The following is a 26107-nucleotide window of genomic DNA, read 5'->3' as shown; positions in this document are numbered from 1 at the left end:
GGTCTGCCAAACATCAAATTTAGCAACACAAACACTCAAGTAGCTGGCTTGCCAAACATTAAATTTGCAGAAACTAATATACATGTAGCAGGTTTACCAAACATTAAATTCAGCAACACAAGCATTGCTTAAGGAAATCATTATGTTTAATTCATTAAAGAAAGCCCTTGGTATTGCTCAACCACAACGTAAAAAGGTAAAGCTACCTGAAGGTTTAGAACATTTAGAAGTCATTAAAGCTAAAGCTTGGTGGAGTTAAATTTGTGTAATTTAACAATCAACTATAGCCAATAAAAAAGGGAGCAAATGCTCCCTTTTTTATTGGTGTTATCAATTCAGAAATGATTGGTCTGCTCACTCTCAATAGAGAGCTTTCTAAGCAATAAGTATTTGTGACTATTAAATAACGGATACGCTAATGGCCCCATTAACAATCCCGCCAATGACCACCTTTTAACAGCCATGCCGTTACTAAAAGCCTGGTTACCTAGGTAATAGCCTGATGCACACGATAATAAGATAAGTAGAAATATCACTGAAACCTCTATAATTCATTCAGTTAACATCATTCCTTAATGTATGGGTAAATTAATATGTATTGTCATCACCCTCAACGTTCAGATTATAACCAAACCTAAGCGTATTTACTAATAGCCTTTAAATGCAATAATCAATAAAATACACAAACGGGCTATTTTCTAGGCAAATAACTGCCACTTTCGCATGAAAAAGCGGCACAATGTTGCCACTTTGTAAAATTATCAATAGCAAAAAGTATTAATTAAGGCTAATAAAAATTAGTCCCCTCTTCCGCCATTTGAATTAATTTGTCACATGGTGTGAAACGTTCACCATGTTGTTGTTCATATTGACGTAACTTTGACACTAGTGTCGCGATGCCCATTGAGTCCATATAACGGAATGGACCACCTAAAAATGGTGGAAAACCGATACCAAAAATAGCGCCAATATCACCGTCGCGAGGGTTTGCAATTATTCCTTCATCTAAACAGCGCACCGCTTCGTTCAACATGAGTACAACGCAGCGCATCGCAATGTCACTTGCTGAGCCTGTTGTTTGATTGCTGACACCCAGTACTTGGTAGACAGTCTCGTCCACTAATTTAGCTTTAGACTTTTTATTGCCATATTGATAGAAACCTTTGCCATTTTTACGTCCCTTACGGTCATCAGCAAGTAACTTATCAAACGCATCTGGCGCTCTAAAACGTTCACCTAATTCTTGCGTTAAGATTGGCGCGATCTTAGCGCCTACATCTATCCCAACTTCATCAAGTAGTGTTATAGGTCCGACAGGGAAACCGAATTTAACCAAGGCTTTATCAAGGCTTTCTACTTTCTCGCCAGATAATAAAACTTGAGCGGCTTCATTCATGTAAGGAGCAAGAATACGGTTAACATAAAAACCTGCGCCATCTTGAACAACAATAGGCGTCTTGCCTTGCTTACGCGCAAAAGCAACTGTGGTAGCAATGGTTTCAGGTGATGTAGTTTTATGTGCAATAACTTCAACTAACGGCATTTTTTCTACAGGAGAAAAATAATGTAAACCGATGACATTTTCAGGTCTTTGCGCCGCTTCTGCAATTTGACCAATAGGTAAAGATGAAGTGTTAGATGCAAAAATTGTGTTTTCATGACATTCGCGCTCTACATCTTTCACCATCTGATGCTTGAGTGCTAAATCTTCAAATACCGCTTCAACGACGATATCCGCATCTTTAACGCCTTTATATTCTGTTGTCGTCGTCATTAACGCCATTAAATTATCTCTAACAGCGGGTGTCATATGACGTCGCTTGACCCCTTTCGCCAATAATTTATAGGCATAAGCTAATGCGTTGCTTAAGCCTTTGTCATTGATGTCTTTCACACGAGCAGGAATTTTAGCTTTAGTGGTTGTAACCGAGGCGATACCGCCTCCCATCAAGCCACCACCAATCACGAGTGCTTTATTCACTTTGCGCGGCTCAGCACCTTCTGCTCCAGTTTCTTTTTTCATTTCAGTCGTTGCAAAAAAGATACTGCGAAGTGATTCAGATTCAGGAGACATGACGAGTTCTGCAAAATGGCTTGCTTCAACCTCAAGCCCTTTAATCATGCCTTTATTCATCCCTTGCTTAACACAGTCGATGATTTTAGCTGGTGCAGGATAATTACCCAGTGTTTTCTTTTGTACTTGTTTTGCGGCTTGATCGAAGATGATATCGCGAGTGGTACTTGTGGATTCAAGCACCTTATTTAGTGCGCTCTTCTTGGCAACTTTAGCCGCAGATTTTCCTTTCTTGGCCATCGCAATGGCGGTGTCCAACAAAATTGACTCAGGAACAACATCATCAACAAGCGCCATTTTAAGTGCTTGCTTAGGGCGGATTTGCTTACCCGTTAGCATCATATCAAGTGCAGTTGTGATGCCTACTTTTCTTGGCAAACGTTGCGTACCGCCACCACCTGGCAATAAACCAAGCTGAACTTCAGGTACGCCCATGATGGTTTTCTTATCATCAGTACACACGCGTAAATGACACGCTAAAGCTAACTCTAAACCGCCACCTAAACAGGCACCATTAATTGCAGCAACAACAGGTATTGATAGTTTCTCAAGTTCATTGAAAACGACATGGCCTTGTTGTGATAATTCTTTCGCAGCTGACACACTGGTACATGCGTCAAGCATACTAATATCAGCACCTGCGACAAAAGAATCTGATTTCCCTGAAATAACCACTAAGCCTTTTACACTCGCGTCGTGTTTAATTTCAGCTAAAATTTCGCTTATTTCAGGGCCAAACTCTGCTTTTAAGGTGTTCATGGTTTCACCAGGAACATCCATAGTCAAAATAGCAATACCGTCTTCGCGGCGAGATAAATTAAATGTCTTTTCCATCAGAATTACTCCACTTCAACAATCATTGCTGCGCCAAGACCACCAGCAGCACAAGCTGTTGCTAGACCAGTACCACCACCACGTCGTTTTAATTCACGACACACTTGAGTGATTAAACGTGTACCAGTAGCTGCAAATGGATGTCCATAAGCCAACGAGCCACCTAAAACGTTAAATTTACTCATATCGATTTCACCGATTGCGCGGTTTCTACCAAGCTTTTCTTCGGCAAACTTTTTAGAACCAAACATTTGCATATTCGCTAGTGTTTGCGCAGCAAACGCTTCATGCATTTCAATAAGGGTTAGATCTTCAAGCTCCATTCCTGCACGTTTTAATGCAAGCGGCGTAGCGTATGACGGACCCATTAACATGTCTTGCCAAACATCAATGGCAGTAAATGCATAACTCTTAATATAACCAATAGGCTGATAACCTAACGCTTTAGCTCTGCCTTCACTCATTAGAATAATGGCTGAAGCACCATCAGTTAATGGCGTACTATTAGCTGCAGTAACAGAACCATGTTTACGGTCAAAAGCAGGACGTAATTTTGCGTAAGACTCAAGCACTGAGTTTTCGCGGATATTATTATCACGGTCAATGAATTGCTTATAAGGAGGTACGTGAGCGGTCATGACTTCGTCACGTAAGTTACCTGTGTTCCAGGTTTCTGTAGCCAATGTGTGCGAGCGATGCGCCAATGCATCTTGATCAGCACGGCTAATGCCATAGGTCTTTGCCATTTGCTCAGCTGTTTGCCCCATAGAAAGGCCAGTTGAGTACTCAGCTACCGCTGGCGGTACAGGCATTAAATCTTTAAGACCTAAGCGACGAGCAATCGCGAATTTTTGCTTGAAGCTACGCGCTTTATTTAAATCAACCAGAGCATGTGCTAATTTTTTTGAAACGCCAATTGGCAATACAGAAGAAGAGTCAGCACCACCTGCGATACCTATTTCAACATTGCCTGTCATGATAGATTCAGCCACATTTACTGCAGACTGAAAACTTGTAGCACAAGCTCGGGTCACACTGTAAGCATCGGTTGAAACATCCATGCCTGTGCCCAACACAATTTCACGGGCGATATTCGGCGCGGCTGGCATTTGCACCACTTGACCATACACAAGCTGCTCAATAGTTTTAGGGTCTAACTCTGAACGCGATAGCAATTCATTAACCACCATTTTGCCCATATCTAATGCTGATACGCCATGAAATGCGGTAGCTTGTTTTGCGAATGGGGTACGTAAGCCCGCCACGATTGCAATGCGCTCTCCGCGGGCGTTGGTTACTTGTTGTCTATCACTCATTGTTCACCCTCTTGTAATTGTTTAGCCTTTAACTGGCTTATCAGTGAATATCGATTAATGTCAGACAGATCTGGTCTGACCATAAAAGTGTGATCTGATTCTAACTTTTAATTGCGAAGTTTTAAACATCTGTATGAAAATAAGCTCAAATTAAAGACATACCTTGCCTGAATACACAATTTATAGTAATAAAATCATCTAATTAAAATTTAGAGCTTTAGCTTTAATTTGTCATTTTTTGTATATATTCACTCATTATTTGCGAACTTAACTCAGTTCACCTTTACTAATGAATAAATAAAAATGAAAATCTGTTAATCATACTAGCCAAAGGCTAATGAAATTCATTAACATGGGTTTAATTAGAACAAAATTCAGCAAATAATTGAGTATCATCATGCCTTTGAGTCGATTTCATTCCTTACGCGCTTATTTAGATAATGTTATTTTGGGACAACCTGTATTAACAGAGAACTTACTTATCGCATTAATTGCCGATGGGCATTTACTGGTTGAAGGCCCTCCAGGTCTTGCAAAAACACGCGCTGTAAAGGCCTTGTGTGATGGGGTTGAAGGTGACTTCCACCGTATTCAATTTACTCCCGATTTATTACCTGCCGATTTAACCGGTACAGATATTTATCGTGCGCAAACAGCCACATTTGAATTTGAAGCAGGACCAATATTTCATAACCTTATTTTGGCGGATGAAATCAACCGTGCCCCTGCAAAGGTGCAATCAGCACTACTTGAGGCAATGGCTGAAGGTCAAGTAACCGTAGGTAAAAAAAGCTACCCACTTCCAGATTTATTTTTAGTCATGGCGACTCAAAACCCACTAGAGAATGAAGGTACCTACCCGCTACCAGAAGCTCAACTTGACCGCTTTTTAATGCATTTAAATCTCGATTATCCAAGTGCTGATACAGAGCGTAAAATTTTGCGTCAATCGCGAAACGAAGCCGTCACTAAACAGTTACCTACCATTGAACCTGTGGCTCAATCTGATGTGTTTGCTGCCCGCGAACAAGCTATGGGATTGTACTTAGCTGAGCCACTCGAAAGTTATATTGTCGAAATTATCATGGCAACTCGTCAACCTGAACGCTATAGCCCTGAGTTGGCTAAATGGCTTGAATACGGTGTCAGCCCTCGTGCATCTATTTCACTCGAGCGCTGTGCCCGCGCAAGAGCTTGGTTACAAGAGCGAGATTTTGTCTCGCCAGAAGATATTCAAGCAGTAGCGCCCAACGTACTGAGACACAGATTATTACTCAGTTATCAAGCACAGGCTGAAGGCATTAATGCAGACCATGTTATCAACCATATTTTAAGCCAAGTTGCAGTACCTTAAATGGGCGAGCTCGCATTTAAGTACCGTTAATTTTAACGCTTTTAAATTGGAACAATAGCACTATGCCAGTTGAACAAACGCTTGAAAATTCATTGCCATTATTCAGTAATGGCGTGAATTTAACTGAGCAAGAACTCATTAGCTGCCAAAGCACCGCTCGCGCGATGCCGGATAAACGCAGCAGAGCAAAAGCCAGCCAAGCAGGTCATCGCAGTAGCCTGATTAAAGGCCGTGGGATGGAATTTGCCGAAGTACGTCATTATCAAAATGGTGATGATGTCAGAACCATTGACTGGCGAGTCACCGCTCGAACTGGCAAAGCGCACACTAAGCTGTTTGTTGAAGAACGTGAACGCCCCATTATTTTGTTTGTCGACTTTAGCCATAGCTTATTTTTTGGTTCGCGCTTGTTATTGCAATCAGTACAAGTTGCCCACCTTGCTGCAACACTCGGCTGGAATGCGATAAACCATGGCGATCGCCTTGGCGCTTTTATCGCAAGTGAAACTGAACACCTTGAATTAAAACCAAGAAGCCGCCGCCAAGGAATACTGCAACTTACTTCTGCATTAATTAAAGTACATGAAAATCAGTTAAATCATTTTGATGAACTGCCCCAAGACCCACAGCATATTCTTCGTGCCTGTCAACGCCTGCAAAGAATCGCAAAACCAGGCTCCTTAGTATGGATTATTACCGATGGGCAGCACTTTACTCAGGAATGCTTAGCGGCATTAACAGAACTTAAACGTCACTGTGATGTAGGTGCATTTATTATTAGCGATCCACTGAGACAAGGAACACTCACCTTGCCTAAACGTTTTAGTTTACCAGTGAGGGATGGCAAGCAGCAGTTAACACTTACCCGAGACAGCTATGATGCATGGCTGAGTCAACAACTGGCTAGCCAGCAACAATTTATCGCACTAATGAAAATGATTAAGGTGCCGACTCGATTTATCGATGCCGGAAAAAGTCTTAGTGACCAATTGGAAGTATTACGTTAAATGAATACTGCTCAAATAAACCCTGCACTAATGCAACTGGAAGATATCGTACTACCAGAAAAAATTAGCCAGTTCCCTATTGCACCAGGATTTTGGATACTCGCACTATTCATTATCGCGATCATCATTTTTGCTGTGGTTAAAATAAAGCAGCATCGCCGCTATCATCTCCCGAGAAAAGCAGCATTAGCGGATTTTGAACAACTAGAACCTGCTAATAACCAATATGCAAGTGACATTAATACGCTATTAAAAAGAACCGCGATGAGTTACTTCCCTCGTGAGGATTTTGCTAAGTTAGACGGCGAGCGTTGGTATCAATGGCTAGGGTTACGCTTATCCGAACAAGATGCAATAAACATGGGGCAACTCCTGAAAAAGCGATACCAGAAAGACGGCCTGACTTTAACCGAGTCGACACAGTTACACACTTATACTGAACAATGGTTAAATAAACGTAGTCGCTTTATCGCGCTATCTGATGTGGCTGAAAATATCACTCCGACAAGTCATCAATCGGAGGCATCATGTTCTCAATAGCTTGGCCATGGCTGCTTTTATTATTGCCACTGCCCTTTTTACTCAAACAAAAACATCTTGTTAAAAATAGTGGCGGCCAACTGCAACTCCCAGGTATTGGCAGCGCTGAACAACAATTAACAGTCCATCAAGATAAATCAAGCCGCAAAGCTTACTGGTTTATGTGGTTATGCCTATTGTGTGCCTTAGTTCGACCACAATGGTTAGGCGAGCCTATCGAACTGCCTTCAGAAGGCCGAGATGTCATGTTAGCGGTTGATTTATCAGGTAGTATGCAAATAGAAGACATGGTGGTAAATGGCAAAACAGTCGATCGTTTAACCCTCATCAAACACGTCATCGGTGATTTTATTGAAAGACGAAACGGCGATAGGCTCGGCCTGATTTTATTTGCCGATCACGCTTATCTTCAAGCGCCACTCACCCAAGACAGACGCTCAGTTGCCAAGTTTCTTGCCGACAGTGAAATTGGCCTAGTAGGTAAACAAACGGCCATTGGTGAGTCGATAGCACTTGCTGTAAGACGTTTTGATATGGTCAATGACAGCAATCGAGTATTAATCTTATTAACCGATGGGTCTAATAACGCAGGGAACATTGAACCTGAAGTTGCGGCAAGAATTGCAGCTAAACGAAATGTCACCATTTATACCGTGGGTGTTGGCGCAGAAGTACTTGAACGCCGCAGTATTTTCGGTACCGAACGGGTAAATCCATCGCTTGATTTAGATGAAGAACAACTACAACAACTCGCAGATATGACAAACGGTCATTATTTTAGAGCAAGAAATAGTGAAGAGTTGGCACAAATTTACCAAAAGATTGATGAGTTAGAACCAGTGAGTCGTGATCAATTGACCTATCGTCCCAAAAGTGAACTGTTTTACTGGCCATTATTGTTAGCCTTATTGATGAGTGTGTTTATCAGTTTACGCGGCCAATTAGCTTCTTCATCACCTTTAAACGCTAAAACAACATCTGGAGGGCGATAATGAGTTTACATTTTATTCGTCCAGAATGGCTGCTTGCCTTAATCCCTTTAATCGCAATTACGTTGTTTTTATGGCGCAGCCAACAGCGTAATTCGGCTTGGCAAAGTTATATTGCACCGCATTTGGCAAACACATTAATCAGTGAAACCAACCAAGTGAAAAAGCAACCTAAGTGGTTACTTATGATATGTTGGTTTATCGCTGTAATCGCGATATCGGGTCCAGCAGTCAATAAACAGAGTTTGCCTGTTTACAGCAACGAGCAAGGTCGAGTGCTGGTCATGGACATGTCCTTGTCTATGTATGCAACCGATCAAAAGCCTAATCGCTTATCCCAAGCAAAATTTAGGGCCACTGATTTTTTAACGAACTTAACTGAAGGTGAAACAGGTTTAATCGCCTTTGCTGGCGATGCCTTTACAATTAGTCCTCTTACCCGAGATAAATCAACACTACTCAACTTATTACCAACACTGACGCCTGATATCATGCCTGTTAGAGGGTCTGATTTATCTGCTGCACTTGAACTCGCTCAGCAATTACTGTCCCAAGGCGGGCATATTACCGGTGATATTATCGTCATGACAGACGGGGGAAACCCACAACAATATGTTGATGCAGCTAATGTGCTTGATGGCAGTCGTTACCGTGTATCTGTGATGGCATTTGGCACACAACAAGGCGCAGCAATACAGTTACCTGATGGTCAATTAATGCGTGATAATCGCGGTGAGATAGTCATAGATAAAACCGATTTTAAACGACTTGAAAACTTAGTTATCCCTACTGGTGGATTAATGATCCCTGCCACTGCAGATGGCAGTTCATTAAGCCGATTAGAGCGCTGGCTTGCTAATGATGGCGATGCTAAAGCCACTGAGCTTGAAGGTGAAAGCTGGCAAGATTTAGGTCCATACATCGCCATGCTCTTGATTATTCCTGTGTTACTCAGCTTTAGATTTACTCTAGTACCAGTATTTACTGCCCTAACCTTAGGTTTATTGTTTCAACCAAGTCCTGTTATGGCCAACACTTGGGATGATTTATGGCAAACTCAAGACCAACAAGCAAGCGACACCTTTAACCAAGCACAATCTGCTGAAGATTATGCCAGCGCCGCCGAGCAATTTAACCAGCCGTTATGGCAAGCCAGTGCCCAGTACAAAGCGGGTGACTATGAAAATGCACTCGCAGGGTTTGAACAAGATAACTCTGCACAAGGTTTATATAATCAGGCCAATAGCTTAATGCAATTGAATAAATTGGATGATGCTATCGCACGTTATCAAGACGCTTTAAAACAGCAAGCTGACTTCCCTCAAGCACAAAAAAACCTCGAACTTGCTGAAAATATGAAACAACAGCAACAAGAACAACAATCTGGTGAAGGTTCGGATCAATCTGATCAAAGCGACTCAGACAATAGTGAGTCTGAACAGAATGAAAATAATCCCAGTGAGAATGGCGAAGGCCAATCCCAGCAACAAAACTCCGACCAGAATGCTGAACAAAATGCCGAACAAAACCAATCTGAGCAACAAGATTCAGAACAACAAAACAGCCAGAAAAATAGTGCTGAACAAGACAAACAGCAAAATGAGCAAGAACGTAACGAAGAACGAAACGAAGAAAGTAGCGAAGAAAATCAATCTCAATCAGACACTTCACAAAGTGATAATGCTGAAAGTGAGAATGAACAAACAGAAAATGAAGCTCAAATGCAGGCGGATGCTCAACAAAATAACCAAGCAGAACCAACACCTGAACAATTAGAGCAACAAGCACAAGCACAGACGTCAGCGGAGCAAGCTGAAGCTGAAAAATCTGGCAAACAGCCAGAATCTTCTCAGCCCATTGCATCATCACAGCTGACTGAAGAACCTTTACCAGCAGATTTAGAACGCGCACTTCGGGCTGTGAGTGAAGATCCGCAAGTGCTTATTAGAAACAAAATGCAACTTGAATATCAAAAGCGTCGCCAAAGCGGCCAACTGCCTAAGGACAAACAACAGTGGTAAATAGAATCGTTATCGGCCTTCTTGCAATTCTTTTTACAGGGCAAGTTTACGCAGTCACTCAAATTCAAGCGACTGTTGACAGAAACCCTGTGATGCAAGGTGAATACTTTGTCTTAAATGTCACCGCAAACGCAGATTTAAATGCGGGTTCTTTAGATACATCTATCTTATTAAAGGATTTCATCGTCGGACGAACCAGTGTCGGCAGAAGTACGCAAATCGTTAACTTTGATTCATCTAAAGAGACTCGTTGGCAAGTGCTGCTATCGGCTAAAAACGCCGGTACAGTGGCAATCCCCGCATTTACCATGGAAGGGGTTAAATCCAATCCTATAAACCTCACCGTCGCTAAAGCGGGCAGCCAACCGCAACAAATGCGCAATTTATTTGTTGAGGGTCAGCTCAGCACCAATGAAGCGTATGTAGGCCAGCTAATTACCTACAAGGTTAAACTGTTTTTAGCAGCCGAGTTACAGCGTGGCGTTATCAGTTCGCCAGAAATAGCTGGAACCGAAATTAAACAAATAGGCGATGACACAGATGCAGTTGAAGTTGTTGATGGTCGCCGCTTTAGAGTGATTGAAAGAACCTATTCAATTATTGCCGACACCCCTGGCACGTTAGCCATTAAAGGCGCAGGATTTTCAGGTGATATCTTAGTCGAAGCGCCAAGACGCGGCGGTATGTTCGGCTTTAATGAAAGCAGACCGATGCAAGCTAAAGCAGAAGACACTCAAATTACCATCAAGCCTATTCCAGATGTATATCAAGGTGATTGGTTGGTGAGTGATTTATTAATTGCGAAAGAGATATGGCCTGATGAGCAAGGTAATGAATTTGAAATAGGAACGCCCATTACCCGAACGATTAATGTCGTGGCATCAAATGCAGATAGTAACAGTTTACCTGACATCAAATTAACCATGCCTGACGGGCTTAAATCTTACCCAGAAAAACCAGTAAGACAAACTGTGGTACGTGAAAATCAAGTCATCGCTCAATACAGTTTAACCAGCGCGATTGTACCAACAAAACCTGGTACTTTTACTTTGCCTGAAATTATCATTCCTTGGTGGAACCCACATTTGCGACAGCAGCAATTCGCCACCATACCAGCAAGAATCGTCACCATTACCGGCACAGTGGCGGCTGAGCCTGCTCAAATAATAGAGCAAACTGAAACAAGCAATAACAGTTCAGGTATTTGGCCGTGGCTAACGCTATTATTTGCGACGTTATGGCTTATCACTTTAGCCTTGTGGTTTAATGCTCGTCGTCAACAACACACCACTAAACTTGTTGCAACTACGCCATCAAAAGTGCCGTTGGCACTAGCTGCTAATATGAATGATATTGCTCAAGCTTGTGATAAAAATGATGTCACCTTAGTGATTTCATTACTGCAACACTACTATAGTGCTCAGTTTGCCAAATCGATGACATTGTCTGATATAGCGCAATTATCTACGCTGCTTTCAAAAGCGATTCATCAGTTACAACAAGCTAAATACAGTGAGTCAACGTCAAGTATTGATAAAGGTTTACTACTAAAAGCAATTGAACAAACCCAGATAAATCAACAGCAAACGCCTCCATCAGCGCTAAGTTCACTGAATCCATAAGCATATTTATACTTGCTATTCACAGCTAACCTTTTAAGCTATCGAACATAATATTTAACAATAAGTCATAAAATGTTCGATAGCTTGCGAAATAAAAAGTCCGAACCCACGGTCTTATCTGACATGCTAACTAAACAGCGACGATACGACAGCCTCGTCAGGGCACTTCACACTGATATCTTCCGATACGCCTACTGGTTAATCGGCGATAAGCATATTGCTGAAGACGTCACTCAAGAAACCTTTCTTCGTGCTTGGCGCGCTTTAGATTCGTTAAAAGATGATAAAGCAGCAAAAGCATGGCTAATTACCATATTACGCCGTGAGAATGCACGCAGGTTTGAGCGTAAACAGTTTGACTACAGTGATGTTGAGCAAGAATTGCTTGAAGATGAAAAATCATCGACCAATGAAGAACAAACTGAGCAATATTGGCTACGTAAGCAAATTGGACAACTTGAAGTCGAATATCGTGAACCACTATTACTGCAACTGATTGGCGGTTTTAGCGGTGAAGAAATTGCTGATTTATTAGAGTTAAATAGAAACACCGTCATGACGCGTTTATTTCGCGCCCGTAATCAATTAAAAGACGCTTTAGAGTCTCCTGAAGTTAGAGGTCAATCAAATGGATGATCTAAAATTTCGTCGCCATGCATATGGTGACCCAAACAGCCAAGATGAAGAATTTCTTGCACAAATTTCAGCGTCTGAATCCGATGCAAAACTCGTTAACGAGCTAAAAGCATTAGACAGTAAACTGACCAATGCACTGAATATTGATGTGCCTGATGACTTAGCTGACAAACTGATTTTACGTCAGCAACTCAGCAAGCATCAGCAGCAAAAAAAGCACACTCGCTACTTAATGGCGATGGCCGCGTCAGTTGCATTAGTGATTGGATTAAGCGTCAGTATGCTTCGTTTTACGCCAGTTGATTTAGCAGAACATGCTCTGGCACATGTTTATCATGAGCCAAAGGCAATGAATGTCGATCAAAATGTTGGCTTTGAAGATGTAAACTTTAAACTGGCTGGTATTGGTGGATTAGAGAACGCCAAGTTCATCCAACAACCAGGTAAAGTGTTTTACACTTCTTACTGTGATTTCCAAGGTGTAAAGAGTTTGCACCTTGTGATGGAAGGTGAGCAAGGGAAAGTTACCCTCTTTATCATCCCCACCGAAAACAGAATGGTCACTGAAGAATCGTTTGCAGATCAGAATTATCATGGTTTAGGTTTTCAAACAGCCGACACCTTCATGTTACTGGTAGGTGAACAAGATGCTGACCTGCAATACGTAAAAAACGAGATTGAGCAAACTTTTATTTAAATTCAAACATTTAGCAAACAAAGCGTTCACAGACCAGCTAGTGAAATTTCATTGACTGGTCAATAACTCTTCATACTTCCGGTCAAAATTGTGCACTGTGTCAAACATCTGTTAGCATATGCCGCACAATAATGAGAACAATACGGAAGTAGCATGGCAATTGAAGCTCCAATTCTAATTACATTCATTGGTTATCTCGCCCTTATGATAGGCATAGGCTATTGGGCCTATCGCAAAACAGACACAGTAGACGATTACATCCTAGGCGGCCGCAAAATGGGCCCAGCCGTAACAGCACTGAGTGTCGGTGCGTCAGATATGTCAGGTTGGCTATTACTCGGTTTACCTGGCGCGGTTTATTTAGGTGGTTTAGGTGAAGCTTGGATTGGCTTCGGTTTGGTTTTTGGCGCATGGCTTAACTGGTTATTCGTTGCCAGACGTCTTCGTATCTACACCCAAGCGGCAGATAATGCCCTTACCCTACCCGACTTTTTTGAAAAGCGCTTTGAAGACAAGCAAGGCTTTTTAAAGTTAGTTTCTGCTATTACTATCCTAGTGTTTTTCACTTTCTACACTTCATCAGGCATGGTTGGCGGTGCAATCTTATTTGAACAAATCTTTGGTCTCGATTACACCATCGCATTATTGATTGGTTCAGTCATCATTGTCGCTTATACCTTTGTTGGTGGCTTTTTTGCTGTGAGCTGGACAGATTTCTTCCAAGGTTGTCTGATGTTGCTTGCACTGTTAATTGTACCAATAACCATTTTCAGCAAACCTGATACGCAAGTGGCTTTAGAAACACTTGACCCGAAAATGCTGTCTTTCTTACACAGTAATATGACTACGATTGGTCTTGTGTCACTACTGGCTTGGGGTTTAGGTTACTTCGGCCAACCACATATTCTTTCTCGCTTTATGGCAATTGGCAGCCCAGATGACATCCCGCTATCACGCCGCATTGCAATGAGCTGGATGCTTGTTGCATTAATCGGCGCATTAGCAACGGGGATAGCCGGTACGATTTATTTTGCTGATGCACCATTAGCTAATTCTGAAACCGTTTTCATTCACTTAGCCCAAGTTGCTTTTAATCCTTGGATTGGCGGTATCTTAATCGCGGCAATTTTATCAGCGATTATGAGCACTATCGATTCACAGCTCCTTGTTTGCTCAAGTGTCATCACTGAAGATTTTTACCGTAAATGGTTACGTCCTGACGCGAAAGACAAAGAGTTAATGCTAGTGGGCCGCTTTGGTGTGTTGGCCATTGCTGTTATCGCAATTGTGATTGCACTTGACCCTGACAGTAAAGTTCTTGAGCTGGTGAGCTATGCATGGGCAGGATTTGGCGCAGCATTTGGACCTGTAGTGTTAATGTCACTATTTTGGCAAGGCTATAGTCGTAATGGTGCTATCGCCACTATTCTTGTTGGTGCGATAACGGTTGTCGTGTGGAAGCAGCTTTCTGGCGGTATCTTCGACTTATACGAAATCTTACCAGGTTTCCTATTCGCCACGGTTGTCGGTGTTGTAGTCAGTAAAATCTCACCACCAGCTGAGTCAATTAAGACGCAATTCGCTAACTTTAAAGCTTCGCTTTAATCTCCAAAAGGTTCGATTACTGGTGTAAAACTGGTAATCGAACCTCTCAGCGTACACTTGTACGCTTTTTTACAAAATAATCTTGTTACCCACTTGTTACCTGTTATTTCGTTATAATATTTCAGCCTCCAGAACCAAATTCACAACTGCCCTACAGCACAGCGTTTATAGAGTATTTACTCAGTTTGACCTAAATACGTCAAAAACAAAAATTAACTTAACAGTAACAATAACTAGCAACTGGTCGGAGTTGTAGAGGTAACAACTGTTACCTAATATGCCCGCAATTACTAAGTTGGTGTTGATTGGGGAGCCCTATGCTAAGCATGGCGCGAATTAATAAACTGACGTACAACGATGAGAGCAAAATGATGACTAAATTCAACAAGACACTTCTTGCAGTAGCGGTAACGCTAGCAAGCACACAATCAATGGCAGCTGGTTTTCAGTTAAACAGCCAATCTGCAACTGGTATTGGCCGTGCGATGGCGGGTGATGCAATCATCGCTGATAACGCGTCAGTATTATCACGTAACCCTGCAGCTATGGCATTGTTTGATGAAAAAACACTTTCGATTGGTGCATCTTATGCTGATGTGAACGTTGAAGTTAGTGATGTCCAATATGGCAATAACCATATCGGAAGTATAGACAATGCAGCTGAAGCTAAGTTAATTCCTAACTTCTACTACATTAGCCCTATCAATGATAAATGGGCTTACGGTGTTGCTGCCTTCTCAAATTACGGCACAGGTACTGATCTTTCATCACTAAATAGCGGTCACGACTTCAATACCCCAATCGATTTATTGGGTAATACTGAAGTAACCACAATTAACTTCAACGCTAGCGTGTCATACCGTATTAACGATTCATTAAGTTTAGGTTTAGGTCTTGATGCTGTATATGGTTCAGGAACATTAACACGTAACGGTAATATAGATATCGGTCTTGGTGACATGCCGCTAAATCTAGTTGACGTTGATGCTGACGGCTGGGCTGTTGGTGGTATAGTCGGTTTAGCTTATGAGTTTAACGAAAATAACAGAATTGGTTTGAGTTACCGTTATAGCCCACAAATGGAAGCTAGTGGCGACATCATGTATAACCCTTCTGTTTTGTTCCCACAAAACTTTGACAGCATTGAAATTCCAATTGCCGATATCGCACAGCTTGCTGGTTTCCATCAATTAACGGAAAAGTTTGCTGTTCATTATACCGCACAGTGGACTCAGTGGAGTTCATTTGACAACATCAGTGTTGTAGATGGTGATCTTGGCACTGCTAATGATGTTATCAAGCATTATAACTGGAAAGACTCTTGGTTCTTAAGCCTTGGTGCAACATACGATATCAATGAAACTTGGACAGTTCGTGCTGGTATAGCAAGTGATCAAGGCGTAGTTGGCGAAGTATCATCATTGTCAATTCCTGACTCAGACCGCATGTGGTATTCAGCAGGTTTCACTTATAACTTGAGTAATAAATCAAGCATTGATTTCGGTTACACTCTAGTTGCTGGTGAAAAGGTGCATGTTTTAGAAGATAGCGCACTAGTCGGTCAAGTGAGTGCTTATACAGAATCAGGCGCAAACTACTTCTCACTGCAATACAACCACACTTTCTAAATTAATCTATTTAAACGTTTAATTTACTAGTTAAAAGCCGCCTATTTTATTAGGCGGCTTTTTTGTGTCTAAATTCTCTCCAACGATTAATAACACAATCCCTATTAACACAATCCCTATTAACACAACATCCATTAGATTTTCCTCATAAATAGATTGCACAAGACAATAAAGTCTATTAGAATTTTCTTATGGATTATTTCTCTATTGTTGGATAAGTTTATGTGGCGCACACGTTCGATGTTAATTACGGTTTTATCAATTTCGCAAATCAGCATTTTTGCCCCATTGGCAATTGCGGCGCCCGAAACCATCCATATCCAACCGCAAAGTCATATTCCTTACCTTCAATTTGATGGGCAGATTGAAGCAATCAAAGCTGCCACGGTTTCTGCGCAAACTGCTGGGCGAATTCTTAAACTTAACTATGATGTAAATGATACTGTCCCAGAAGGCGCTGCTTTACTTGAAATAACCAGTAAAGAGCAAGGCGCTGGACTTGCGACTGCTGAAGCTGAACTTGCACAAGCCAAAGCGAGAAATATTGAATCTCAAGCCCAGTTCAAGCGTTATCAAGAGCTGTTTCCTAAGGGCGCGATTTCTAAAGGCGCTATGGACGAGGCGACAGCTAACTCTGCCTCAAGTTTACAAGCCGTATCAGCTGCTAAAGCCAAGTTAATTCAAGCCAATGAAACCTTAAACTACACCACGGTTAATGCCCCTTTTAGCGGCCGGGTTACCCAGCGTTTTGTTGAGCAAGGCGAAACCGTCACTGTTGGCCAAGCCCTATATGCTGGTTACTCTACCGACAATATGCGTGCGATCTTTCAACTGCCGCAGCAATATCGACAACTCCTCGATGCTAACGCAAAGATTACCGTTGAGCTCAACTCTGGCTTGCGTATTAGCTCCACTGATATCAATCCATATGTGTTCTTACAAACTGCAAGTCAAAGCTACCAAGTACGTATCAACCTACCACAAACAAACGCCGCTCTCTCGCCAGGTGAATGGGTAAAAGTAATGATTGCCGATACAGCAACAGATCAAATTATCATTCCACATTCTGCGGTCTTTCAACGAGGCGACTACACCGCCGTATTTCGTCAGCAAAATGATAAGTTCGTGCAAACACAAGTTAGATTACGCCAAATCGACAATCAACAATATGTTGTCGAAGCGGGTTTAATTGCTGGCGATAAGATTATTAAGCGTGCAACAAAGTACCTACTCAACACCGAAAAATCAGGCGAGTAATATCATGACTGAACCTACTACTCTTGGCATTTCAGGTAAAATCGCAAAAGCCTTCCAATCAAGTGCTATCACGCCATTGTTGGCTCTTTTAGCGCTTTTATTAGGCTTATTTGCCATCATAGTCACGCCTAAAGAAGAAGAACCACAAATAGACGTCACTTTTGCTGATGTTTATATTCCTTATGTTGGCGCCACACCTGAAGAAGTGTCTAGACAGGTCACATTACCCGCTGAAAAGATTATTTCTGAACTTAAAGGAATAGACACCTTATATTCCTTTTCGATGAATGACGGTGCGCTCATCATCGCAGTGTTTGATGTGGGCGTTGCTCGCGATCACGCCATTGTTAATTTATACAACCAACTGCAATCAAACCAAGATAAGTTTAATCAAGCTGCAGGCATTGGCACACCTTTAATCAAACCTCGCGGTATCGATGATGTACCAATTGTAGGCTTAACCCTTTGGTCGAAAGATCCTAATGTGAATGCTGAAGATTTAACCATTGTCGCCACTGAACTTGAAAATGAATTTAAGCGAGTTAAAGGCACTCGAGAAATTTACTCGATGGGACGCCAAGAGCTGGCGGTAAATGTTCGACTTGATCCACTTAAAATGAACCACTATGGCGTCAGTTTTTCAGAGTTAACACATGTCCTCACTGATAATAATCAAATATCCATGCCTGGTGACTTAATCCAGCAGAATCAACTCATCAAGGTTCAAACTGGTCAGTTTCTTCAAAGCATTGAAGATGTGAGCCAATTGATTGTTAAAGTTAGCCAAGTCAATAACCAAGCAAACCCTGTGTATTTATCAGATATTGCTGACATCAGCTTACAAGCTGATACCGCAACCGATAACGTTTGGCATGTTGATTCATCAGGCACCTACCCAGCTGTCACGATTGCCATTGGTAAACAAGGCGGCGAAAACGCGGTCGATATCACTGAGCAAATCATGACGCGCCTCGCCAAGGTCGATAATCTATTAATTCCAGACAATGTTGAAGTGACGGTTTCAAGAAACTATGGTGAAACCGCTGGTAATAAAGCCAATACGCTCATCTTAAAACTCATGTTTGCCACGATGGCTGTTGTGCTATTGGTATTAATCACCATGGGCAAGCGTGAAGCCCTAGTGGTCGGTATCGCAATTATCGTCACCTTAGCCATGACATTATTTGCATCGTGGGCATGGGGTTTTACCCTTAATCGAATATCCTTATTTGCGTTAATATTTTCCATCGGGATTTTGGTCGACGATGCCATTGTGGTGGTCGAAAATATTCACCGACACATGGCAATGGGGACTAAAGACTTTAAAACACTGATACCTCTTGCAGTTGATGAAGTCGGCGGGCCGACGATTCTAGCCACCTTTACTGTTATTGCTGCACTTATGCCTATGGCGTTCGTTTCTGGTCTTATGGGGCCTTATATGAGCCCTATTCCGATAAATTCCAGTATGGGTATGTTGATCTCATTAGTCGTCGCATTTGTCGTCACACCTTGGTTGAGTTTAAAACTGCTCAGACACAGTCATTCAGGTCAACAAGACAATTCAGATGTTACCGTATCAAGTTCGGCTACATCTGATACAAAACAAGCGGTTCGTCAGACACAATTAAATTCAGGTCAACAAGACAATTCAGGTGTTACCGCATCAAGTTCGGCTACACCTGATACAAAACAAGCGGTTCGTCAGACACAATTAAAGCCACAGTCACATAATACAGACGATAAACTACAGGCTTTATTCACACGATTAATGACACCGTTTCTCATAGGTAGCAAAGCGCGTTTAGCCCGCTTTGGCTTAACAGGTGCCATTTTATTATTAATTGCTATCGCTGTAGCATTGCCAGTTGGCCAGGCTGTGATTTTAAAAATGCTGCCATTTGATAATAAGTCTGAGTTTCAAGTGTTGGTGGATATGCCCGAAGGTACCCCAGTGGAGCAAACTCAGCGAGTCCTTAAAGACTTAAGTGACTACTTGCTCAGCGTAGATGAAGTTGAACATCTACAACTTTATGCTGGTACTCACGCACCAATAAACTTCAATGGCCTTGTCAGACATTATTTTATGCGACAAAGCCAAGAGTTGGGTGATATCCAAGTAAACCTTGTCGACAAATCAGATAGAAGTAGAGATAGCCACGAAATCGCAACCTCAGTTCGCAATAAACTGCATGAGATAGCTAAACCCTATCAAGCCAATATTAAAATTGTTGAAGTGCCACCTGGACCACCTGTGTGGTCACCGATTTTGGCAGAGGTTTATGCCCCCACGACTGAATTGCGTGAGCAAACCGCCAAAGCATTAGAGCAACGCTTTAAGCAAACTGAACATGTGGTCGATGTGGATATTTATCTGCCCAGTGATGCGGCGCACTGGCGCTTAAATATTGATAGAAGCAAGGCGCAATTATTGGGTCTTCAATACACTCAAGTTGTCAATACCATCGCCACTGCGGTAGAAGGTGCAGATGTGAGTTATTTGCATAATAAAGATTATCAATTACCGATCCCAATTAGATTACAGGCAAGCGAAGAATCTAAGCTTAATTTACAACAGATATTGTCATTAAGATTGACCAATGCCGAGGGCACAAGCATTAGCTTAAGCGACCTTGTATCAATTGAGTACGGCAACATCAATACCCCAATCATCCACAAAAACATGGTGCCGATGATTATGGTGGTTGCTGATATGGCAGGGCCAACAGATAGCCCACTTTACGGCATGTTCAGCATGTTTGCAGGCATAGAAGATGATAATGACTCCGGCGTTAACCCTTACCCAATTAAACAGCATTTGATTAATCAACCCGATGGCTTAGATGAAGTGGCTATTTTATGGGATGGTGAATGGAAAATTACCTATGAAACCTTCAGAGATATGGGAATTGCCTATGCCATTGGGATGATAGCGATTTACTTGTTGGTTGTGGGCCACTTTAAGTCCTATATCGTTCCTTTAGTGATTATGGCGCCTATTCCGCTGACTATTATTGGCGTGATGCCGGGCCATGCTTTATTGGGCGCTCATTTCACCGCCCCGTCAATGATTGGCATGATTGCCCTTGCCGGGATCATCGTACGGAATTCGATTTTACTCGTTGATTTCATCAATTTAGAAACAGCCAAAGGTGTGCCGCTGGAACAAGCAGTTATTCAGTCAGGCGCTGTGCGGGCAAAACCCATTATGTTGACTGCATTTGCAGCCATGATCGGTGCCCTATTTATCATTGATGACCCTATCTTTAATGGTCTAGCTATCAGTCTGATTTTCGGGATTTTTATATCCAGTATTTTAACTCTGGTGGTTATTCCAATTCTGTATTACAGCGTAATGAAAAATAAACAATTTATACAAGAATAAACAAGGTATTTAAGGAGATTCACATGTCTTTAGAAAGAGTTATTATGGCATTTGCCGGTTTTATGGTGTTGTTGTCATTGGCATTAACAGCTTGGCTAGATCATAACTTTATCTGGCTAACCGTGTTTGTTGGCGCTAATCTATTACAAAGTGCCTTCACTGGCTTTTGCCCAGCTGCAATGCTGTTTAAAAAGCTAGGTGTCAAAACGGCCACTGAATTAGCAATGCTACAAAAAGAATAAAAGGAACGCCTGTGCAACAACGACACTCTCGCTTTTTTCATCAAACAGCATTACTGGTTATTGGCTGCTTAGCATTGATGTTTTCAGCTATTTCAAGTGCTGAAGATAAGGTTCCAAGTGTGGCTTGGGATAAAATTAATGCTGGAGCGATACTGCTTGATGTCCGCACTGAACAAGAGTTTGCAGCAGGACATTTAGAAGGGGCTATCAATATCCCTTTTGAAGTGGTGCTAAACAAATTAACCGAGCAAAAGCTGTCAAAAGATACGTCAATCGTACTCTATTGTCGTAGTGGAAGACGCAGTGGCATTGCTACTGCAGAACTGGTCAAAGCCGGTTTTACTCAAAGCTATAATGGCGGTGGATTTGAAATATTGCGCGCACATGAGGCTAATTAACCTCGTTAACTGATCCCAACAACGATCTCAATATTGGTATCTATTTGTGACACAAAAAAGCCTCATTGATGAGGCTTTTTTAATGTCTAACTCTTTATCATTCATTACTCGTGAACTCGGTTTATTTGTATAGCCGAACATAAATGATAGCACTGACGCTAAAGGACTTTAACCATCGGAATACAGGCAAGATCGATCCCTCTAGGAGAATGCCAAACAGACTGATTATGTCCTTCAAAACCACAACTTCTGTAGAATGCGGCTGCATTTAACGTGGCATCCAACCTCAGTTCTTTACAGTTTACTCGCCTTGCTTGAGCTTCTAGATGCTTAAGCATTCGCTTACCTAAGCCTTTACCGAAAGACTCTGGGCGAACAAATATGGCATCGACCATACCGTTATCAACATCAAGCATACCAACACCAACCACTTTGTTTTCGATTTCAGAAACAAAACCATATTTTGCGAATGCATGAGCAAACTCTGTCGGTAACTCTCCATCTGTCCACTTAGTCAATATATCATCGCTATAGTGGCCTTTGCATTGTGATAAAATCGCCAGATTACGAATTTCAAATGCGTCTGGAGCATCGTCAATGGTTGCCTTTCGAATATGCATAATCACTCCATCTAAAAAGGTTTATTAGACATTAATGATTATACTTTTGAAAAACAACACCAAAGATGATTTGATTTAATCATTTCAGAACAAAACTTCAATGACCTAAGTAACTTCAATAACTGTATGCAATTCACCACATTCAGCTAGCGACTTTTACTTTCTCGATGCTATCGGCTATTTCCATAAAGCTAGGATTAAGGCTCACATCGATCGGGAGTTTTAATTTTCGCACGATATCATTTGCTGAAATAAGTCCCCGAATCACATCTCGTTGCTCATCGACAACCAAACAATGCTGATGCTGAGAATGTTTAAGCGTATCAATCACATCACAAATGCGCGCTTTTGAAAGTTCTTGGTAATCAATGGCTTTTAAGGCATCTTTTGGCAGCATGAAGTCGGACAATAATAACTGCTCCCTTGGGAAGCCTTGTGCGACATGTTTTTGCATTTCTTGGCTATGAAGCATTTGCAAACTGACTAAGCCCATAAAGTGGCCTTTTTCATCAATCACTATTTTGAGCCTAACATGGGATTGTTTCATCAAATGTTCAACATCGACAGCTGCGGTGTTCATTTTAATGACTAAAGGTTTGAGGGTTTTAAAATCGGTGAAAACTGCAGAGGCGGCAGAGAATATATTGATATGCTCAGCCACTTCTGGCCGAGCGAGTAGATCTATTTTTTCAATAGTTTTTAACGATAGCGTCTTCATTGTCACATCCTTCGTAGACTGTTCTAGTACAAATCCCAATTTGTTATCGAGTCTATTCTGGTTGCTTCAACATTTACCCGTTAAAACATATCTTGTAAAAAACATATTTTGTAAAAAACAGAGTCAGTAAATATATTGAAAACTAAATATATAACCTTCTGAAACCGCTGTTTAAAACGGTCACAGCCATAAAAGTTATTATATTAGCCATTTTAAAAATGGCGCACGTCGTTATAACTAAGGCAAGGTTACTAAGACTTGGTAACCTACAAATTATAGTCCATATTTAGTTTGCTGTTACTTTAACTGCTCAGGTTGGATCATCAAACTGTTAGTGTCATCAGACAGCCAAATCTCGCCATCACTAATGCTCACTTGAATCTTCATGCTGCGCGCGACAAACACTTCCATAGCTTTAACACTGTCTTCATCAATATTAAATACTGACAGGTTCTTATAGCGTTGAAGCGCCTGTTCATTTTGCTGCCACCAGATAGGTACACTGCGACCCGCATATGTGATTAATTGCACTTGCTTTGAACGGCCGCACGCTTTGCGTAGCCATTTTTCATCAGCTTGACCAAATTCAATCCAAAGCATGATTTCATCTGAAAGGCTCTTTTCCCATAGCTCAGGCTCATCATCAACACAAAGGCCTTTGCTAAACTGCAAAGCGTCTGAGGCATTCATAATAAACGCAAGAATTCTTACCATCATACGGCTATCAGTTTCTGAAGGATGCTGAGCAATCGTTAATTGATGGTCAGCATAGTAATTTCTGTCCATATCAGCAATTTGAAGTGCAGCTTTAAAGACGGTAGCTTTAGGCGCCATGAGGGTTCCAGTCAAATAAAAAAACCGAGTTTATACTGTTTAACTTCAGTATGAAACTCGGTTTATGATACGCGGTTATCAAACAGACCTTATTTTACCACTCTCGGCATCAATTTTATAAAAATGAACTCAATCACGTTAATATTATAAAGCGCCAGGTTGTAGATGTTTGGCCATAGGAAAATGCGCTTTAAGCTTATTCAGTTTTTCTTGATTGACCACCAGTAACATCCTATCGCCATGTTGATATTTCTCAGCAATTTCGCTCAATGTAGGAATGCTTTCACGACTGGCATCACGTCTTACTAACTCATTAATATCGGTTAAGCTATGGTGGTTAGCACTAATTGCCTCATGATTAACACCATTTTGAGTCATATCAGAATAAAACGTATCTATTTTTTGTAGTAATGGCATGGCGGCAATAGGAAGCAATCCTGCATTATCATTTTCATTAAATAATAAAATTTCACCTTCGGCGCCATAACTTTCAAATGCATCTTGGTAATGGCTTTGCGTGCCACTATCAAAACGATCATTATTGAGATTAAAAAAACGTTCCCAAAATAATCGTCTGTCTTTACCTGAAGTAATTTGATGCTGTACTTCAATGCGCTTAGAAGCGACGAAATCAAATAATGGACTCAATGATTGCGGTAATAACGTTTCAAGGCGTGAGCGAATGGTACGAGCGAATACAGGCGCAGCACCAGCAGTACTAATCGCGACGACTAATCTTCCTCTGTCGACAATTGACGGGGTAATAAAGCGGCAGAAACTTGGATTATCGACAACATTTACCCAAATTCCTTTTTGAGTGGCCAAAACCGCATAATCCATATTCAGCTGTTCATTAGCCGTCGCCATGTAAATAACATCATAATCGGCAATGTCATCAGCGTGAACTGCACGTTGATAAAGCTTGATACGACCCTTTTGTTCATAAACACGGATTTCGGCAGCAATATCTGGCGCAATAACGTCGATTTCGGCTTCTGTACGAGATAATAAATCTAACTTTCTGGTTGCTACTTCACCAGCACCAACAATTAATACACTTAAATTTTTAGTATCCACAAACAATGGAAAGTATTGCATTGATTCGTCTCGAAATATCACAATGACCTGACTATAACCAATTTAATCAGTGATTGTCCTAGTCAATTTGGCTATCAAAGATAATCAATTAATATGATTTAACTCATTATCTTAGTTTTGGGTCATTGGTTATGGCTATTCGCTATTGGTATTCATTATGTATATTAGTTATGAGGTGTACTTTGGGGCGAACTGCATTGCCAACACAATTCAAAACTGCCGTCATTCATTTCATGACAATGTAAACATTGCCATTGAGGACGATCCATATCATGTGATTCAAGAATTGAGCGAGCTTGCTCTAATTGATTTTGGTTAACCCATAGATCGACAGTTTGCATTTCAGTAGGAAGTTCGCCGACGCCCCCCACTAATGCTTCGCCTGTGAGCTCGACCATGATGCCATTTGTTTCCAGTAGTCCTTTCCAAGTGTGTGCCTGGAGCAAGTTTCCACCAGTTAATAGTACTTTTCTATCTTCCATTATTATCCTTACTGCTATTGCTCTGCTGGCAAATTTTTAATTATCCTACTTGCAAATGGTTCTTGCTGTCGAGCATTGATTAAACTTTATACTCAATATATGCTCATGTTAGTTCTAAAAGGAGAACAATATGAATCTTCAAATATCAGGCATCTTTCAAATTACCAGCTGGGATGAAACCACCGATATCCAGCACCCTGATGGCGCGAAACAAACGTCAGCAAGTATTACCCAAATGTATTCTGGTGATCTTGAAGGGGTCAGCCAGCCTAAATACATTATGTGCTATACCGCCGACGGCATGGCAGTATTTTGCGGTTATGAGAACGTTGAAGTGAGTGTTAGTGGTAAATCTGGCAGTTTCGTATTACAGCATGATGGCAAGTTTGAAAATGGCATTGCCAGCAGCCGTTTTATGATTGTGCCTAATTCTGGCCAAGGTGAGTTAGTTAATATTCAAGGACACGGTACTTTTACTTCTGGTGAAAAAGGCCAAGCCCATTATCAAATCGAAGTGACTCAATTATGATCCCATTTACGATTACTCGGTTACATACCAATTTTGGCATTATCAAAGCAAAAGGGCTGTGGGAGGCTCAAGCGGTGGACAGTACCCAGGTTAACGTTTTAGAGCAACTTTCAACGGATGGTTGGGTTGAGCTCGATGTATTACACCCTGCTAATGGCCAGTTTATTGCTGCAATTTCTCCTCTCGTCTTCCAACATTTGTTATCCCAACAAAGCGCTTAA

At 41.5% G+C, this 26107-nt stretch carries 23 protein-coding genes; 16 read left to right on the top strand and 7 right to left on the bottom strand.

Annotated elements, in window-relative coordinates; genetic code table 11:
• Nucleotides 1–787 precede the first annotated feature (787 nt).
• Nucleotides 788–2908 (bottom strand): fatty acid oxidation complex subunit alpha FadJ, encoded by a 2121-nt coding sequence (fadJ, locus tag BCU84_RS03445; protein WP_102526704.1) that lies wholly within the window; start codon nt 2906–2908, stop codon nt 788–790.
• 5 nt (nt 2909–2913) lie between these two features.
• Nucleotides 2914–4224, bottom strand: coding sequence for an acetyl-CoA C-acyltransferase FadI (fadI, locus tag BCU84_RS03440; RefSeq protein ID WP_102526703.1), 1311 nt, complete (start codon nt 4222–4224; stop codon nt 2914–2916).
• Between the two features lie 397 nt (nt 4225–4621).
• Here fadI and BCU84_RS03435 point away from each other — a divergent pair, with 397 nt between their 5' ends.
• The 14 genes from BCU84_RS03435 to BCU84_RS03370 all read left to right on the top strand — a co-directional run bounded on the left by BCU84_RS03435 (nt 4622) and on the right by BCU84_RS03370 (nt 21605).
• On the top strand, nt 4622–5578 hold the full coding sequence (locus BCU84_RS03435) for a MoxR family ATPase (protein WP_102526702.1): 957 nt from the start codon (nt 4622–4624) through the stop codon (nt 5576–5578).
• A gap of 62 nt (nt 5579–5640) precedes the next feature.
• Nucleotides 5641–6585: a DUF58 domain-containing protein gene (locus BCU84_RS03430; protein ID WP_102526701.1), complete on the top strand. Its 945-nt coding sequence runs from the start codon at nt 5641–5643 to the stop codon at nt 6583–6585.
• On the top strand, nt 6586–7125 hold the full coding sequence (locus BCU84_RS03425) for a DUF4381 domain-containing protein (RefSeq protein WP_102526700.1): 540 nt from the start codon (nt 6586–6588) through the stop codon (nt 7123–7125).
• The gene (locus tag BCU84_RS03420) at nt 7113–8117 is read left to right on the top strand and encodes a VWA domain-containing protein (protein WP_102526699.1); all 1005 of its coding nucleotides are present in this window, start codon (nt 7113–7115) and stop codon (nt 8115–8117) included. Before BCU84_RS03425 ends, BCU84_RS03420 begins: the two co-directional genes overlap by 13 nt.
• Nucleotides 8117–10135 (top strand): VWA domain-containing protein, encoded by a 2019-nt coding sequence (locus BCU84_RS03415; RefSeq protein ID WP_102526698.1) that lies wholly within the window; start codon nt 8117–8119, stop codon nt 10133–10135. The genes BCU84_RS03420 and BCU84_RS03415 overlap by 1 nt, the downstream gene beginning before the upstream one ends.
• Nucleotides 10129–11757 carry a BatD family protein gene (locus tag BCU84_RS03410; protein ID WP_241906351.1) on the top strand — a complete coding sequence of 543 codons (1629 nt, stop codon included), beginning with the start codon at nt 10129–10131 and terminating at the stop codon, nt 11755–11757. The genes BCU84_RS03415 and BCU84_RS03410 overlap by 7 nt, the downstream gene beginning before the upstream one ends.
• Before the next feature lie 72 nt (nt 11758–11829).
• Entirely contained in the window at nt 11830–12393 is a 564-nt protein-coding gene (locus BCU84_RS03405) for a sigma-70 family RNA polymerase sigma factor (protein ID WP_102526697.1), read from the top strand.
• Nucleotides 12386–13090, top strand: coding sequence for a DUF3379 domain-containing protein (locus tag BCU84_RS03400; protein WP_102526696.1), 705 nt, complete (start codon nt 12386–12388; stop codon nt 13088–13090). Before BCU84_RS03405 ends, BCU84_RS03400 begins: the two co-directional genes overlap by 8 nt.
• Nucleotides 13091–13243: 153 nt before the next feature.
• Complete coding sequence (putP, locus tag BCU84_RS03395) at nt 13244–14695, top strand: sodium/proline symporter PutP (protein ID WP_102526695.1); 1452 nt, start codon at nt 13244–13246, stop codon at nt 14693–14695.
• A gap of 371 nt (nt 14696–15066) precedes the next feature.
• The gene (locus BCU84_RS03390; RefSeq protein ID WP_102526711.1) at nt 15067–16323 is read left to right on the top strand and encodes an outer membrane protein transport protein; all 1257 of its coding nucleotides are present in this window, start codon (nt 15067–15069) and stop codon (nt 16321–16323) included.
• A gap of 222 nt (nt 16324–16545) precedes the next feature.
• The gene (locus BCU84_RS03385; RefSeq protein WP_102526694.1) at nt 16546–17580 is read left to right on the top strand and encodes an efflux RND transporter periplasmic adaptor subunit; all 1035 of its coding nucleotides are present in this window, start codon (nt 16546–16548) and stop codon (nt 17578–17580) included.
• Nucleotides 17581–17584: 4 nt separating this feature from the next.
• The gene (locus BCU84_RS20795) at nt 17585–20965 is read left to right on the top strand and encodes an efflux RND transporter permease subunit (RefSeq protein WP_198589522.1); all 3381 of its coding nucleotides are present in this window, start codon (nt 17585–17587) and stop codon (nt 20963–20965) included.
• Between the two features lie 23 nt (nt 20966–20988).
• Nucleotides 20989–21207: a DUF2892 domain-containing protein gene (locus BCU84_RS03375; protein WP_102526693.1), complete on the top strand. Its 219-nt coding sequence runs from the start codon at nt 20989–20991 to the stop codon at nt 21205–21207.
• Between the two features lie 11 nt (nt 21208–21218).
• The gene (locus BCU84_RS03370) at nt 21219–21605 is read left to right on the top strand and encodes a rhodanese-like domain-containing protein (RefSeq protein ID WP_241906350.1); all 387 of its coding nucleotides are present in this window, start codon (nt 21219–21221) and stop codon (nt 21603–21605) included.
• A 158-nt stretch (nt 21606–21763) separates the two neighbouring features.
• Here the strand turns inward: BCU84_RS03370 and BCU84_RS03365 are convergent, their stop codons facing one another.
• The 5 genes from BCU84_RS03365 to BCU84_RS03345 form a co-directional block, all read right to left on the bottom strand.
• Entirely contained in the window at nt 21764–22225 is a 462-nt protein-coding gene (locus tag BCU84_RS03365) for a GNAT family N-acetyltransferase (protein ID WP_102526692.1), read from the bottom strand.
• Nucleotides 22226–22367: 142 nt separating this feature from the next.
• Entirely contained in the window at nt 22368–22943 is a 576-nt protein-coding gene (locus tag BCU84_RS03360) for a CBS domain-containing protein (RefSeq protein WP_102526691.1), read from the bottom strand.
• 297 nt (nt 22944–23240) lie between these two features.
• Nucleotides 23241–23777: a YaeQ family protein gene (locus BCU84_RS03355; protein WP_102526690.1), complete on the bottom strand. Its 537-nt coding sequence runs from the start codon at nt 23775–23777 to the stop codon at nt 23241–23243.
• Between the two features lie 144 nt (nt 23778–23921).
• Nucleotides 23922–24875 (bottom strand): bifunctional precorrin-2 dehydrogenase/sirohydrochlorin ferrochelatase, encoded by a 954-nt coding sequence (locus BCU84_RS03350; RefSeq protein WP_102526689.1) that lies wholly within the window; start codon nt 24873–24875, stop codon nt 23922–23924.
• 164 nt (nt 24876–25039) lie between these two features.
• Nucleotides 25040–25357: a DUF2007 domain-containing protein gene (locus BCU84_RS03345; protein WP_102526688.1), complete on the bottom strand. Its 318-nt coding sequence runs from the start codon at nt 25355–25357 to the stop codon at nt 25040–25042.
• A gap of 130 nt (nt 25358–25487) precedes the next feature.
• Between BCU84_RS03345 and BCU84_RS03340 the strand changes: the two genes are divergently transcribed.
• Together BCU84_RS03340 and BCU84_RS03335 are read left to right on the top strand one after the other, a co-directional pair.
• Nucleotides 25488–25886: a DUF3224 domain-containing protein gene (locus BCU84_RS03340; RefSeq protein ID WP_102526687.1), complete on the top strand. Its 399-nt coding sequence runs from the start codon at nt 25488–25490 to the stop codon at nt 25884–25886.
• A complete protein-coding gene (locus BCU84_RS03335; RefSeq protein ID WP_102526686.1) occupies nt 25883–26107 on the top strand; it encodes a hypothetical protein in 225 nt (74 codons plus the stop codon). Before BCU84_RS03340 ends, BCU84_RS03335 begins: the two co-directional genes overlap by 4 nt.

Origin of the sequence: Shewanella sp. 10N.286.51.B7, from assembly GCF_002873615.1 — a bacterium.
Taxonomy (GTDB): Bacteria; Pseudomonadota; Gammaproteobacteria; order Enterobacterales; family Shewanellaceae; genus Shewanella; species Shewanella electrodiphila.
This window is presented reverse-complemented; position numbering and strand designations above follow the sequence as displayed.

What these genes read in the sequence shown, in the direction of transcription:
- fadJ (WP_102526704.1), bottom strand. Translation starts at nt 2,908, where the DNA reads ATGGAAAAGACATTTAATTTATCTCGCCGCGAAGACGGTATTGCTATT.
- fadI (WP_102526703.1), bottom strand. Translation starts at nt 4,224, where the DNA reads ATGAGTGATAGACAACAAGTAACCAACGCCCGCGGAGAGCGCATTGCA.
- BCU84_RS03435 (WP_102526702.1), top strand. Translation starts at nt 4,622, where the DNA reads ATGCCTTTGAGTCGATTTCATTCCTTACGCGCTTATTTAGATAATGTT.
- BCU84_RS03430 (WP_102526701.1), top strand. Translation starts at nt 5,641, where the DNA reads ATGCCAGTTGAACAAACGCTTGAAAATTCATTGCCATTATTCAGTAAT.
- BCU84_RS03425 (WP_102526700.1), top strand. Translation starts at nt 6,586, where the DNA reads ATGAATACTGCTCAAATAAACCCTGCACTAATGCAACTGGAAGATATC.
- BCU84_RS03420 (WP_102526699.1), top strand. Translation starts at nt 7,113, where the DNA reads ATGTTCTCAATAGCTTGGCCATGGCTGCTTTTATTATTGCCACTGCCC.
- BCU84_RS03415 (WP_102526698.1), top strand. Translation starts at nt 8,117, where the DNA reads ATGAGTTTACATTTTATTCGTCCAGAATGGCTGCTTGCCTTAATCCCT.
- BCU84_RS03405 (WP_102526697.1), top strand. Translation starts at nt 11,830, where the DNA reads ATGTTCGATAGCTTGCGAAATAAAAAGTCCGAACCCACGGTCTTATCT.
- BCU84_RS03400 (WP_102526696.1), top strand. Translation starts at nt 12,386, where the DNA reads ATGGATGATCTAAAATTTCGTCGCCATGCATATGGTGACCCAAACAGC.
- putP (WP_102526695.1), top strand. Translation starts at nt 13,244, where the DNA reads ATGGCAATTGAAGCTCCAATTCTAATTACATTCATTGGTTATCTCGCC.
- BCU84_RS03390 (WP_102526711.1), top strand. Translation starts at nt 15,067, where the DNA reads ATGACTAAATTCAACAAGACACTTCTTGCAGTAGCGGTAACGCTAGCA.
- BCU84_RS03385 (WP_102526694.1), top strand. Translation starts at nt 16,546, where the DNA reads ATGTGGCGCACACGTTCGATGTTAATTACGGTTTTATCAATTTCGCAA.
- BCU84_RS20795 (WP_198589522.1), top strand. Translation starts at nt 17,585, where the DNA reads ATGACTGAACCTACTACTCTTGGCATTTCAGGTAAAATCGCAAAAGCC.
- BCU84_RS03375 (WP_102526693.1), top strand. Translation starts at nt 20,989, where the DNA reads ATGTCTTTAGAAAGAGTTATTATGGCATTTGCCGGTTTTATGGTGTTG.
- BCU84_RS03365 (WP_102526692.1), bottom strand. Translation starts at nt 22,225, where the DNA reads ATGCATATTCGAAAGGCAACCATTGACGATGCTCCAGACGCATTTGAA.
- BCU84_RS03360 (WP_102526691.1), bottom strand. Translation starts at nt 22,943, where the DNA reads ATGAAGACGCTATCGTTAAAAACTATTGAAAAAATAGATCTACTCGCT.
- BCU84_RS03355 (WP_102526690.1), bottom strand. Translation starts at nt 23,777, where the DNA reads ATGGCGCCTAAAGCTACCGTCTTTAAAGCTGCACTTCAAATTGCTGAT.
- BCU84_RS03350 (WP_102526689.1), bottom strand. Translation starts at nt 24,875, where the DNA reads ATGCAATACTTTCCATTGTTTGTGGATACTAAAAATTTAAGTGTATTA.
- BCU84_RS03345 (WP_102526688.1), bottom strand. Translation starts at nt 25,357, where the DNA reads ATGGAAGATAGAAAAGTACTATTAACTGGTGGAAACTTGCTCCAGGCA.
- BCU84_RS03340 (WP_102526687.1), top strand. Translation starts at nt 25,488, where the DNA reads ATGAATCTTCAAATATCAGGCATCTTTCAAATTACCAGCTGGGATGAA.
- BCU84_RS03335 (WP_102526686.1), top strand. Translation starts at nt 25,883, where the DNA reads ATGATCCCATTTACGATTACTCGGTTACATACCAATTTTGGCATTATC.